Origin of the sequence: Lysinibacillus sp. KU-BSD001 (assembly GCF_042920265.1) — a bacterium.
Taxonomy (GTDB): Bacteria; Bacillota; Bacilli; order Bacillales_A; family Planococcaceae; genus Lysinibacillus_B.
In genome coordinates, this window is the sequence record NZ_JBDQZI010000004.1 from 75,519 (window position 1) to 88,873 (window position 13,355).

The window sequence follows — 13,355 nt, forward strand, 5'->3', positions numbered from 1 at the left end:
TTTAATCTATTTATATATATAATTTGAAATTAATTCCTATATTCGCAATACAAACTAGAAGAGGTGCACGTTATGGAAAATTCAAAAACTGTCCACCGTTTAAGTACGGTAGATAATGCCATTTCTTTACTGACATTATTCTTAAAATATCAATCACTAGGACTAGTCGATATTGAACGAGAGTTACAAATTAGTAAAACCGCGGCATTTCGACTAGCGGCTACATTAACGGATCGCGGGATGTTACTAAAAAACACCGCTAATAAAACGTATGAGCCCGGACCTATTATTTTTCAAATTGTGAACCGATTTCACTCACCTGATATTGTGTCGATTGCCCGTCCACACATGGAAGAATTGACAGCTATTACAAAAGAATCAGTTTACTTATCAATTCGTTCAGGTAATAAATTTATCTTTTTATCCGGTATTGAAAGTGAGCACGCTTTAAAGGTAACTACGCCACTTGGAGAAGAGTACGACCTATACTACGGCGCTGTTGGCAAACTACATATGTCTTATATGTCACCTAAAGACTTACAAACTTATTTTAATCGCACAGCCTATGTCCAACATACCGAGAGAACACTGGATATAGAGCTTCTCAAACAACAGCTCTCGACGATTAAGCAGAATGGCTATGCTTGGAGCCTTGGTGAACGGGCAGATGGTATGATTGGTGTCGCCGCGCCTATTTGGGGCAAAGGTGATGAACCCATCGCAGCACTTACGATTCTCTTACCCCTTTCTCGGTTCAAAAATGAAAATAAAAACGAAATGGAAGCACTACTCAAAGAATATACCGCCAAAATTTCTCAAGACTTTCTTGATAAATAACGCTAGCTATTCTACACAAGGCGTTGCTTATAATTTTCCTTTATGAGGGTTTGTTCAAAAGCAAGCCCTTGCTCTAAAGATCGATCGAGCCCAAAAGAAATTAAACGTTTAATTTGCTGTGCTGCTTTAGGATAGGTCGTGACACGCTTCATAAAACGGAGCACCTCATCAAATAGATGTTCTTCCTCAAAAATGTCTGTCACAATTTGACGTACCTTTGCTTCCTCTGCCGACAAATAATATCCTTTCATCGCAAAATCTATTGCCCACCCGTGACGCATTAAACGAGGCAAGCTTTGTGTTCCACCTGCTGCCGGTAACATACCGAGTGCACATTCTGGTAAAGAAATTTTCGTTTTTGGTGCAGCAAAACGAAAATCACAAATCATCGCCATTTCAATTCCTGAGCCAACTGCAAAACCATGTAAAATAGCAGCGATTGGCTTCGGACAACGACGGAATTCCTCCCAAATATCATGCTGAATACGAATTTTACGTTTTTCAATGACGGAAGGTACTGTCCCAAACTCCTTTAAATCGGCTCCCGCGCAAAATCCTTTTCCATTGCCTCGTAAAATAATGCCATGTATTGTAGGATCCAACTGTACAGCAACGATATGCTCATACAAGGCATCACGCATCGCCACGCTAACAGCATTTAATTTTTCAGGATCATTTAGTGTAATGATTGCTATATTTTCTTCTCTTTCTAATAATACGATTCGTTCCATCTCATCTCCTCCTACTCCCCAATGAAATGTGGCTTCCGCTTTTGTAAAAAGGCTTCAACCCCTTCCATTCGGTCATGCGTTGTTTGTAATAATAAATACACATCTAACTCTAGACGTAATCCTTGATCAAATGGGAGCTCGCTACCACGATATAAGCATTCCTTCGTATATTGTAAAGATAAGGTAGAAAGTTCACTTAAGTGCTGTGCCTCTTCACACACCTTATCCCACAGTTCCTCACGTGTTGTTTTTGTCGTGGCCAAGCCTAGTGCCATTGCATCCTCCGCTGTTACAGTAGATTGCCCAAGTAAGATTGCCATTGCTGCACCTTTCCCAATTATTCTCGGTAACCGCTGTGTAATGCCCCCTGCTGGCACTAACCCATGTGCTAATTCAGGAACGACAAATTGTACATCTTCTGCAATGATTCGAATATCTGCAACACAAGCAAAGCTAAACGCCAGTGATGTACATTGTCCATGAATGGCCATAATAATTGGATACGGTAGCTTTGCCCATTGCTCAATGGCTTCTGTAGCAAGGGCGACTGTTTGATACTGTTCTGGTACGTCCTCATCATGACTGGTAGGTAAGCTACTACCAATCGAAAATTCCTTTGCACTGGAACCAACTACCACTACTTTCACATCCGTTGCATCGCGCAAATAAATCGCAATGTCTCGTAATTCTTGAATAAAAGGCGCACGCCACTCATTTTGCGTGACGTCATCTGTCAACTGTACATAGGCAATTCCTGCTCGTTGTTTAATATTAAAAAATTGATACTTCATGTGCATTCCCTCATTTCATCGAAGTATTTTGTTTTGTAAAAGGCTGTATGTTCACCAAAATAAGGAGCTCGTTCTATTCGGATTGCATAGTCATCTCTTTGCCACCAATTTGGCTTTTCTTCTATTAAATAGGCCTCATCTTCACATAATGCTTTGACACATGATATATTCGCTGTATGCTCGTAAGGAACCCACGCTAACATCGTGGCGACCTCATATTGTGAGACATCAATCGTATAAGCAGCTTTCGTTGTCATTTGCTCATATAAGGCGAGAACAATCGACAACGCCCCGACAATCCCGGCCATCATATCACTGATCGAAAATAGCGGTAAAACAGGGGTCGCTGTACGGTCTACTGTTTGCGCTACAATTCCACCCATCGCCTCTAGTGTTGAGCCATACCCAACATAATCTCGATAAGGACCTATTTGACCAAATGCTGATAACGATGCATTAATAATCGACGGATTATGTAGTTGTAGTACATCATCTGTCAAACCAAAATTCTCCATTACACGCGGGCTAAAATTATTCACGACGATGTGGCTGTCTTGAATAAGCTTCAATAGTAACGCTTTATCTTTCTCTTCATACAAATCTAAAACGATGGATTTTTTATTGCGATTCAGCTCTTCAAAAAAGGGCGTTGTACCAGACTGCCCGCGAATACCATCTGGTCGATGTGGTGCCTCGACTTTCATGACCGTAGCACCTAAATCCGCAAATAATCTTGTACAATAAGGGCCTGCCCACATGGCGGTTAAATCCACAACTCGTAGCTCCTGAAAATTCGTAAAAGAAAAGGGCTGCTTCGCTGCCAGCCCTTTCGACATGATCCATGGAGAACGACTCATGTGATGTTGTTCAATAAAACCTCGACTTTTATGATGAGGACATTCAGCAATTTCCTGATGTGATTGCACACTTGCAAATGGCAATCGAAACGTCTGTCCAAGTACCATTAGCCCTTGGCGTAATTGACTTGCGCTCCATTTACTTAATGCCTCTTCGACACTCCTTTTTTGCAGCCTTCGTTCTGACTGTGTCGTACAATGTGGCAAATTAATTTCTGCCCAACGTGTTAAAAATGCCCACTGCTCATCACTTGGTGCACCAATGAACATATGCCCGTCTAAAGTCGGCGCGATCATCATCGGTATAATACCTTGCTCCTCTGAAGTAAACAAGCGACCTTTTAAGGCACCCTTTAAAATTTCTGCTACATGGATCGTCACTTTAGATTCACGTCTTCCTTCCAGTAGCTGACATACTACGAGAAAGGCAATATGGGCTGCCACTAACATAGAAGCAGGATAACCACCAATCGCTGGGGATGCGTTCCCTCTCTCATTTAGCCAGCCTGCTTTTGCTTGCAGTTCACGCTCTTCACCGGTTTGAAACGGTTGAAAGTCAATGTATATTGTCAACGCTGTCCCAAAATACGGTGAGGGCCACACCGTATGATCGATCAATACGATATCCCAATCATGAGTTGGGGAGGTCGATGGTACGAGTACCTTCTCTGCATCACAAAAGAAAGGATGGGGAGTCGATTGTTTTTCAACGTAAGCTCCTTGCTGCCGTAATAATTCAGCAGCATAGCTCGTTGCAAGTGTTGTTGAAATTTCTAGTATCCTACAGCCTTGAAGTGTTTGCTGCTTCATCATACGACCTCCTTTACTTAGTCTGCTGTTGGTAGCGCGACTGGTTTTTTCACCTGCATATTTTCATTGCAACATTGCACAGTACCATCACCAGATTTAATGCACATTACTTCACTTCCGCATTTTAAACATTCTAAGCGTTTGCCTAATTGATTAGTCATGGCATATCACTCCTTACTTTTTCTCACTGAGTACTTGCCCGCAGCATGTTATTTTTCCTTCCCCAATCTTCATCATAATGAATTCACTTTGACATTTTGGGCATGTAAACTTTGTACCGATTTTAATCGTCATTTACGATTCCTCCCTTTTAGCTAAGCATTTTATCGCCGATAATTTGCTTTTCTAGTAGACTATTGTATTCTTCGTTAGAAAGCTGCAATAATTCCTTAAATACATATTCATTATCTTGCCCAAGCGTTGGCGCTGGTGCTTGATGTAGAACGCGCTCATTGTTCCACTTTATAGGCCAGGATGGATACAAATGTGTACCTACGTATTCACGTGTCACCTCTTGATACACATTTTTCAAAAATGGATCTTGCTCCATTTCATGCACTTCCAATACAGGACCTGCTGGCACACCTACCTCCTGCAAACGTGAAGCAATCGCATAATGCGTATGTTGCGCTGTCCATGTTGAAATGATTGCATCTAGCTCATCATGTGCCGCAATGCGTCCTGCCACCGTCTTGAAACGTTCATCCGCTAACAGCGACTGTTGATTCATGACTTGGCATAAGCTTTGCCATTCTTCATCCGTTGTAACTGAAATCGCTACCCAGCTATCTTTCCCTTGTGTACGATAAATACCTTGCGGGGCAATCCCTGGGTGGCGATTGCCTACACGCCCCCAGTTTTCACCATTCAGTATAAAGTCAGCAATTGGCGCACCCATATAATTCAAGCAACCTTCATTTTGTGCAAGCTCTATTTCCTGCCCTTCTCCTGTTTGATCGCGATGCTCGAGTGCAATTAACAATGCAGCTGCGGCATGGAAGCCTGCGATGACATCTGCTACACCGAGTACAGTCATCGGTTTCCCGTCCTGATAGCCGTTCAATTGTGCGATACCTGACAGCATTTCAAATGTATAAGCAAATCCAGGTTGATTACGATAAGGTCCTGTCTTCCCGTAAGCTGGCATCGATAGCATAATTAAGTCCTTCTTATACTGCGATAGCACATCATACGTTAAATGAAAGTTCTCCATCACACGTGGTGTGAAATTTTCCATAACGATATCGCATTTTTCTACGAGCTTTTTGAAATACTTTTTCCCCTCTTCATCATTTAAATTAAGTGTTGCTCCTAATTTATTATGATTAGCTGCGTTAAATGTTGGCCCAAGCTCCCACCAATTTTCACCTGGGGATGTTAACATAAAACGGAAGCCATCCGGCGATTGAATCGATTCGAGTTTAATAATTTCAGCCCCAAGTGCACCGAGATAAGAAGTACACATTGGGCCAGACCACCACATCGTCAAATCTAAAATTCGTACTCCTTTTAATGGTTGATTCACAATGTTTCACCCTTTCTAGATTTGTGTACTTTTATCATAAAGTGCTTTTAATGTTATTTCGTTATGCTCACCAAGTGTTGGTGCACTCGTACGAATGGCCCAAGGCGTTTCCGCCATCCGGAATGGTGCACCCGGCTGCGTTATTTTACCGAGCTCTGGATGTGTAACCTCGACGAAAAATTCGCGTTCTACATACTGATCTAACGAAAGCAACTCTTCAAATGTCGGTACAAGTGTGACAGGTACACGCCATTCGTTGCCTAGCGCTAGCACTTCCTCCGTCGTATGCTCCATTAAAAACGCATCGAGGCGCTCTTGGAAAATGTCCTGATGAATTAAACGCTGTGGTAACGTTGTAAATCGCTCATCATCTACCCACTCATACGCGCCAATCATAAAGCAGAAACTTTGCCAATGCTGACCTGTTAGCACACTAATACCTACATGACCATCCTTACATTTCTCAATGCCTGGCAGCATAATATAGCGTGCCACATGCTTAAAAGGACTTGTCGGATAAGAGTTTTGAACGGTCGGATAGGACCGCTGTAATAAGCCTGTTGCCGTAATAGAAATATCTAAATGGGCGCCTATACCTGATACACGTGCACCGCGTAATGCGGCAAGGGCTGAAGATGCTGCAAATGTACCCGTTACATACTCCAACATACGTAATTGCCCTGCTGCACGTACTGGCTCAAGGTGTGGATCACCGACTGAAGAGAGGAACCCACTCATCGCCTGCGTCACAATTTCCGTTGCCTTATAATGGGCAAATTCTCCTTCTTGCCCAAAGTTCGTAATCGAAACCATGACAAGCTTTGGATTAATCGCTTTTAATGTATCGTAATCTAATCCAAGGCGCTTCATCACACCTGGTGCAAAATTTTCAACAAGAAGATCGACCTCTTTGACTAATCGTTTCACTATATCAATACCTTGCACTGATTTTAAATCGAGCGTGACACTTTGCTTATTATTATTTAAATAAGCAAATAAGCCGCTCGCATTTACATTTTGTTCATTATTTTTAAAGGGGCCTTCCGAACGTGAAGGGTCACCGGTACCAGGGCGTTCTACTTTAATGACTTCAGCGCCGTAGTCTGCCAAAATTTTTGTACAATACGGGCCTGCAATATGCCAAGATAAGTCCAGTACTTTTACATGTGATAACGCTAATTTTGTCATCTATTCACCCCCTTACATACTCGTTACTTTGGATGGTTCTTGCGGCTTTGTCGCCAACCACTGACCTAGGTTTTGCAGATGCATTTCCGGTGTACCAAATTCTAATTGTTGCCCTTTGAAGCGACGGAAACAAAACTGTAATGGATAATCATAATCGATACCCATCCCGCCGTGTAATTGGTGTGCACCCGTTACTACTTTTTGTCCTTCTTGACTGAGCCAAGCCTTTGCAATCGCAACCTCTTTTTTCGCATCTTTGCCCTCTACTAATCTAGAGAAGGCATGAAAGGCTGCTAGGCGACCACCTTCAACGATTGTGAACATATCCGCCAGACGATGCTGAACCGATTGGAACGAACCAATGGGTACATTGAATTGATGTCGCTCCTTCACATAATCGGCTGTAATATCCACTGTTCGACTAAGTACACCTGTCATTTCAATACATTTCAATGCTGTTGCAAATGTCAGCATGTCGCTTGCCACATCGAATCCATCTCCAACGTTGCCTACTATTTGTGCAGCGGATACTTTCACTTCATGGAAGCGTACTTCACATAAACCGTCCGCACTAATCGTTGGAATGTCCTTCACTTCTATTCCTTGTGTAGCTGTATCAACAAGGAACACCGTCAGCCCTTCCTTCGTACCAATCGCTTTTTGATCTGTACGGGCGATAACAAATAATTTGTCCACTGACTTGGCAAAAGGAACGAATAGCTTCGTACCATTTAATACGTAGTGATTTCCAGTAGATGATGCACCTAGAGACAAATGCTCTAACTTATAGTGTGCTTGCGGTTCTGCAATCGCATAACTTGCCTTTGATGTACCGTCTGCAAATGCGGGTAGTAAGTTTGATTTTTGCGTATCTGTGCCGTATGTTACTAGCGGCCTCACACCACTCACAATCGTCGATAAAAATGGACCCTGGAACAAGGACCAGCCTGCCTCCTCTATGACAAGTGCTAAGTCTAAAAACTCTCCACCGAATCCACCATATTGTTCCGGCACAACAAGCCCTACAAACCCTAGCTCTACAAGCTCTTGATAAAGTTTTTCTGAATAATGATGTGGGTTCCCTTCAAATGCACGTAATTCCTCTAGTCCACACTTCTCTTTAAAAAACTTACGTGCTGTTTGCTTAAATTCTTTTTGTATATCATTTAAATGAAAATCCATTGCGAAACCTCCTCACCCTTTTTTAAATTTAATAAGAGAGATATCTTCAAACACTTGATCGTCTACTACGACTTCAACTGGCATACCGATTTCAATTTCATGTGGGGAGGCATCGAGCATATTGCCCACAATTCGGGCGCCATTTTCCAATTCGACTAACACTACTTCATACGGCGTCTGGAAACCTGGGTGCACAGACCGATGATACACGACATAAGAGTAGACCTTTCCTTTCGTCGGTGCTTCTACCCATTCCAACTCAAAACTGCGACAATTATGGCAAGCAGGGCGCGGCGGATGTAATACCGTCCCACACTTACTGCATTGTTGAAAATGTAACTTTTTCGTTTCGCGTAGCTTTTGCCAAAATACCTCAGTATCTTCATTCATATTTGGCCTCGGTGTGCCAATTCCTGTATATTGCACCATATTGTTTACTCCTTTCTTAAAATGAGCCCACTTGTTGGTACGCCTAAACCACCTGTAACGAGCACATTTTCCACATGATCAATTTGTGTTGTGGACGTACCGCGGATTTGACGAACGCCCTCTGTAATTAAGTTCATGCCATGTAAATATCCTTCTGACATTAAGCCACCTGCTGTATTAATCGGTAACTCACCGTAACGATTAATTCGCGTGCCCCCTTCACAGAAGGCTACCCCTTCGCCTCGACCAACAAAGCCAAGTGCTTCTAACTGCATCGGAATTAACGGACTAAATGCATCATAAAACTGTGCTACATCAATATCCTGCGGTGTAATTCCAGCTTGTTTGAATAATTTTTTGCCGTATTCTTCTACCTCATGTAAAAAAGTAATTTCATCACGGTAGTAGCTCGTCATGACTTCCCCATTCGTTGACATTCCTTGGCTTACCCCCGCAATAATGGCAGGTGTTTGTTTTAGTGCCCTCGCACGTTCTGGCGTCGTTACAATAACAGCAACGGCACCGTCCGTACTTAAACAGCAATCATGACGTCGAAGTGGCTCGACATTAATCGGTGATGCCATATACTCTTCCATTGTCATCGTACGATTATAAAAAATAGCTTTCGGATTGCGGTTGGCATTTTCACGATTGACTAAAGGTGCCCATGCTAACTGTCCATCCTTAATGCCGTATTCATGAATATAACGATTAGCAAACATCGCTACCCACGAAACAGGTGTCAGTAAGCCGTATGGATGATACATCCCCATATATACATCTCCGCTTACCCTCGTTGGCTCAAAATCACCGTAACGCATCGGACCAGAAGCATCCCGAATTGAACGAACACAAACGACATAATTGGCTAAACCAGATGCCACCGCCGCAGCTGCACTTGCAACCGTTCCACAACTCGCTCCACCACCATAGGGCACTTGATTGAAGTAGCTTAAGTTTGGAATGCCGAGTGCACGTACGATATCAATTTGAGTGGCACTATCTAGCGTATAATTCACCATTCCATCGATATCTTTAATATCTAATCCTGCATCCTCTACTGCATTTAAAATTGCTTCCAGTGCCATTTTTAATTCGGTTCTTCCACAATTTTGACTAAACTCTGTTTGACCAATCCCTACAATCGCTGTTTTTCCTTGAATCGTTTCCACATGTTTACCCCCTTGGTAAGGCTACTACGCCTGCTCCTAATGCGTGATAACCTAAGTTATTTTTACCTGCAAACTCCACTTCTACTAGACACTCATCGTTTTCTTCATATTTTTTTGTAACCCGACCACTAAAGACAATCGTGTCATTCGGATAGTTAGGTACGGCTAGTTTGAGCGAAATTTTCTTCAAAGTGCCTTCTGGTCCTGTCCAATCGGTTAAATATTTTCCAACAAGACCATTTGTCGTTAAAATATTCATAAACACATCGTCAGCCCCTGCCGCCTTTGCTGCCCTATGATCGTGATGGACGATTTCGTAATCATGTGTGGCTGAAATGGCACCGCCAACAACGAGCGCTGCCGTTACCTCTCTAGTAGCAGTTGGCAACTCCATTCCGACTTCGACTGCATCCCACGTCGTACTTGCATACATTGTCGCTTTCATTTCACATTCCTCCTATTCTTGAACTTGCGCCTTATACGATAAAATTGTGAAAGACTGCTTACATACAACCTCATTGCGCTGGTTCGTAAATGTATATAAAAATGTAGAGAAATAACCAGGTCCTCGTGCTGTTTGCTTCAACGGTGAGATTTCTTTTACTGAAATCGTGTAACTAATTTCATCCCCAACTTTCATTGGCTCAAAATATTCTTGTACTTGTTCTGTCGCAACGATGGAAGAATAGCCGTGCTCCCTTAGTAACTCTACTAAATGCTCCATTGTATTTTTTTCACGCTGTACTTTTGGCCATAGTGGATTCATTGTATACACTTGCACTTGCGTTGGCGGTGCGATAATACCCCCGTATCGTGTTTCCTTCGCATACTCTTCATCATGATAGAGTGGATTGGCATCCTCCATCACTTCACAAAAATGACGAATCATTGGACGGCATACTTCATCTGCTCCTTTTGTCACCTCGGATTCAATCCCAACTAACGCTTGCAGCATTTCATTTGTTAATGACATGATTTTCTCCTCCTTTGTATTAGGCGCGTGGTAAGGCTAACCCAAAGCGGGCTACTAAATCACGCTGTACATCATTCGCACCACCACCAAACAAGAACACCAGTCGTTTCTTCGCATAGTTCTCTGCGTCACCGTTTGCGATTGCCCACGCTGAGCCGTCTTGTACTTGCCCGAAAAGCCCCATAATATGCATGCAAGAATCAAAGACACGTTGATTTATTTCAGCTGCAAATACTTTATTCATTGAAGGTCTAAACGGGGCTACTCTTTCATTATCATGACCCCATGCAGCACGGTAATTGAGTAAACGTAATACGTCTAAATTCATCTTCATTTGTGCAAAATGCTCCTGTACCCAAGGACGATCGATGACACGCTCTCCATCAATGACTGTTTCCTGAGCAAAAGCCAGTGTATCTTCCACCATCCGCTCCATACGTGCATACGTCGAAAGCATTAAGCGTTCTAATGATAATTGTGAAGTAATGTACTCCCAGCCTTTATTTTCTTCGCCGACAAGCGCCGAAACAGGTACTCGAACATTTTCATAGTACGTAACATTTGTTTCCTCGCCCATTAATGCCATTGGTGTGACAGAAAAACCTGGGTCCGTCGTCGGTACTAAAAAAATTGAAATCCCTTTATGCTTTGATACCGTCGTATCTGTCCGTGCTGCAAGCCAAATATAATCTGCAATATGTGCGTTTGTAGTGAAAATCTTCTGTCCATTGATGACGTACTCATCACCCTCGCGAATAGCTGTTGTTTCTAGAGCAGCTAAATCTGTCCCTGCCTGTGGTTCAGAATAGCCAATCGCAATCTCCACTTCACCTTTTAAAATTTTAGGTAAGAAGTATTTTTTTTGTTCCTCGGTCCCGACTTTCATTAACATAGGGCCAACAGTTTCTAGTGTAATGAACGGAATATTCACCCCTGTGCGATCAATTTCCTCGATGAAAATGTATTGCTCTAGTGGTGTAAGACCTTGCCCCCCGTACTCCTTTGGCCAACCAACACCTAACCAGCCATCTTCTCCTAGTTTTTGAATGTAAGCTTTCCAAATAGGGCCGCCCTCTGGTGTTACTTTCAGCTCTTCAATTAACTCCTCTGTAATTTGCTCCTCTAAGTAAGCACGAATTTTTTGGCGGAGTGATTCTTGCTCTGCTGTTAACTCAAAATTCATTTACTTCATCACCTTTCTTTTTTTATTCCACTAGATTAGTAGTATATTGTTCACGTAAATCACGTTTTAATAACTTACCTGATGATGTACGTGGTAAATCCGTTGCAAACTCGATGCACTTTGGACATTTGAAGCTCGCTAGTCGCTCTCTACAATAGGCTGTAATTTCTTCTACAGAAGGTGGGGCTTGCAAATTATTCGGAATAATAACAGCTAAAATTTCTTCTCCCCATTCCACACTTGGGATACCAATGACCGCTGCATCTGAAATTTCTGGATGACCAATGAGCACATTTTCAATTTCCTGCGGTGCAATATTTTCACCACCGCGAATAATCATGTCGGAGTTACGGCCTTTCAAAAACAAATAACCGTCCTCGTCTAAATACCCCATATCCTTCGTATTAATCCAGCCATCAATCATCGTTTCTTTCGAATCATCCGGGCGATTCCAGTACCCTTTCATCGCCTTAGCTGTTTTAATGTAAACGTTACCAATTTGATTGATCGGTAACTCATTTTTTTCGTCATCAAGGATTTTAATCTCCACATTCGGTAACGGCTTCCCAACCGAATGCAAGCGTAAAATCTTTCGTTCAATTTCTTCCGGTGTGCCAACAAGTTTATGATCATCTGGTCCTAACACCGCTACCGTAGATGTCGTTTCTGTCATGCCGAAAGCATTGGCAAAATCAACAGATAACGGGAACATCTCTATTGCCTGACGAATTATTGGAAACGGCATCGGTGCAGCACCGTACGATAAGCTTTGTAAACTTGAAAAATCCGTTTGTTTAAAACGTGGATGATCGATAATACGTTTTAACATCGTTGGTACTAAAAATGCGTGCGTTACTTGCTCCTTCTCTAATGCGTCGAGCCATGTATCCGCATCAAACTGACGAATTAAGACGATACGGCGTCCCCCATAAATACAATTGCAAATGCTCGTTGCGCCAGCTACATGATAGTTAGGCACGCACGTTAACGATGCGCCATTTGGCAAACCAGTTGCTGCTTCAGTATGCCCCATCACATAATTTGTCAGCTGTGTATACGTCAGCATGACACCTTTTGGTAAGCTTGTTGTCCCACTCGTATAAAGCAAAATCGCAATATCATCTGCCTCAATATCGGCAAATTCAATCATCGGCTCACCATTTGCAATATAAGGTTCATACAATTCATACCCTTGCGCGTCGTCTCCAATGACAATTGTTTTTTCCACTTTGCACGAAGGGTCTTGTAAAAAGGGTTCAATTGATTTCACATAACGGCTTTCAATAAGCAATACTTTAATCTCGCTATCTCGTAGCATATACGCCAGTTCTTCTGGCTTTGCCCGATAGTTAATCGGTACAATTGTTGCGCCTATTTGAAATGCTGCAAAAAAACCTTCCACCACTTCGGGACTATTCGTTGAAATAATACCGACCCGATCTCCATGTCCTACACCATCACCTGCTAATCGAGTAGCAAGTGCCCCTACACGCCGTATGAGTTGCTCGTAGCTTTGACGTTTATTAAAAAACGTCAAAATTTCTTGCTCCGGTGCAATACTCGCGGCAATGGACAATAGCAAATATGCATTCATTTCACCACACCCTATCTCCGAATATTCAGAAAATTGTTGTTATTGCGATTATCATAATATATAATTCCGAATATAGCAATAAT

The 13,355-nt window shown here is 42.5% G+C and carries 14 protein-coding genes; 1 reads left to right on the plus strand and 13 read right to left on the minus strand.

The window, feature by feature from the left end; translation table 11 throughout:
* Window positions 1-72: 72 nt before the first annotated feature.
* Entirely contained in the window at window positions 73-837 is a 765-nt protein-coding gene (locus AAGS61_RS07515; RefSeq protein WP_391369579.1) for an IclR family transcriptional regulator, read from the plus strand.
* Between the two features lie 11 nt (window positions 838-848).
* Here the strand turns inward: AAGS61_RS07515 and AAGS61_RS07520 are convergent, their stop codons facing one another.
* The 13 genes from AAGS61_RS07520 to AAGS61_RS07580 form a co-directional block, all read right to left on the minus strand.
* Entirely contained in the window at window positions 849-1,568 is a 720-nt protein-coding gene (locus tag AAGS61_RS07520; RefSeq protein WP_391369582.1) for an enoyl-CoA hydratase/isomerase family protein, read from the minus strand.
* A gap of 11 nt (window positions 1,569-1,579) precedes the next feature.
* Window positions 1,580-2,359 carry an enoyl-CoA hydratase/isomerase family protein gene (locus tag AAGS61_RS07525; protein ID WP_391369585.1) on the minus strand — a complete coding sequence of 260 codons (780 nt, stop codon included), beginning with the start codon at window positions 2,357-2,359 and terminating at the stop codon, window positions 1,580-1,582.
* A complete protein-coding gene (locus tag AAGS61_RS07530) occupies window positions 2,356-4,026 on the minus strand; it encodes a CoA transferase (protein WP_391369588.1) in 1,671 nt (556 codons plus the stop codon). Before AAGS61_RS07530 ends, AAGS61_RS07525 begins: the two co-directional genes overlap by 4 nt.
* 17 nt (window positions 4,027-4,043) lie before the next feature.
* Window positions 4,044-4,187 carry a hypothetical protein gene (locus AAGS61_RS07535; protein ID WP_391369591.1) on the minus strand — a complete coding sequence of 48 codons (144 nt, stop codon included), beginning with the start codon at window positions 4,185-4,187 and terminating at the stop codon, window positions 4,044-4,046.
* Between the two features lie 149 nt (window positions 4,188-4,336).
* Window positions 4,337-5,551 carry a CaiB/BaiF CoA transferase family protein gene (locus AAGS61_RS07540; RefSeq protein ID WP_391369593.1) on the minus strand — a complete coding sequence of 405 codons (1,215 nt, stop codon included), beginning with the start codon at window positions 5,549-5,551 and terminating at the stop codon, window positions 4,337-4,339.
* 15 nt (window positions 5,552-5,566) lie between these two features.
* The gene (locus AAGS61_RS07545) at window positions 5,567-6,739 is read right to left on the minus strand and encodes a CaiB/BaiF CoA transferase family protein (protein WP_391369595.1); all 1,173 of its coding nucleotides are present in this window, start codon (window positions 6,737-6,739) and stop codon (window positions 5,567-5,569) included.
* Window positions 6,740-6,751: 12 nt separating this feature from the next.
* Entirely contained in the window at window positions 6,752-7,921 is a 1,170-nt protein-coding gene (locus tag AAGS61_RS07550) for an acyl-CoA dehydrogenase family protein (RefSeq protein ID WP_391369598.1), read from the minus strand.
* Between the two features lie 12 nt (window positions 7,922-7,933).
* Window positions 7,934-8,350 carry a Zn-ribbon domain-containing OB-fold protein gene (locus AAGS61_RS07555; protein ID WP_391369601.1) on the minus strand — a complete coding sequence of 139 codons (417 nt, stop codon included), beginning with the start codon at window positions 8,348-8,350 and terminating at the stop codon, window positions 7,934-7,936.
* A 5-nt stretch (window positions 8,351-8,355) separates the two neighbouring features.
* Complete coding sequence (locus tag AAGS61_RS07560; RefSeq protein ID WP_391369604.1) at window positions 8,356-9,522, minus strand: thiolase C-terminal domain-containing protein; 1,167 nt, start codon at window positions 9,520-9,522, stop codon at window positions 8,356-8,358.
* A gap of 4 nt (window positions 9,523-9,526) precedes the next feature.
* Window positions 9,527-9,967: a hypothetical protein gene (locus tag AAGS61_RS07565; protein WP_391369606.1), complete on the minus strand. Its 441-nt coding sequence runs from the start codon at window positions 9,965-9,967 to the stop codon at window positions 9,527-9,529.
* A gap of 12 nt (window positions 9,968-9,979) precedes the next feature.
* A complete protein-coding gene (locus AAGS61_RS07570) occupies window positions 9,980-10,495 on the minus strand; it encodes an FAS1-like dehydratase domain-containing protein (protein ID WP_391369609.1) in 516 nt (171 codons plus the stop codon).
* Between the two features lie 19 nt (window positions 10,496-10,514).
* A complete protein-coding gene (locus AAGS61_RS07575; RefSeq protein ID WP_391369612.1) occupies window positions 10,515-11,678 on the minus strand; it encodes an acyl-CoA dehydrogenase family protein in 1,164 nt (387 codons plus the stop codon).
* Window positions 11,679-11,700: 22 nt separating this feature from the next.
* Window positions 11,701-13,272 carry a class I adenylate-forming enzyme family protein gene (locus AAGS61_RS07580; RefSeq protein WP_391369615.1) on the minus strand — a complete coding sequence of 524 codons (1,572 nt, stop codon included), beginning with the start codon at window positions 13,270-13,272 and terminating at the stop codon, window positions 11,701-11,703.
* Between the last annotated feature and the right edge of the window lie 83 nt (window positions 13,273-13,355).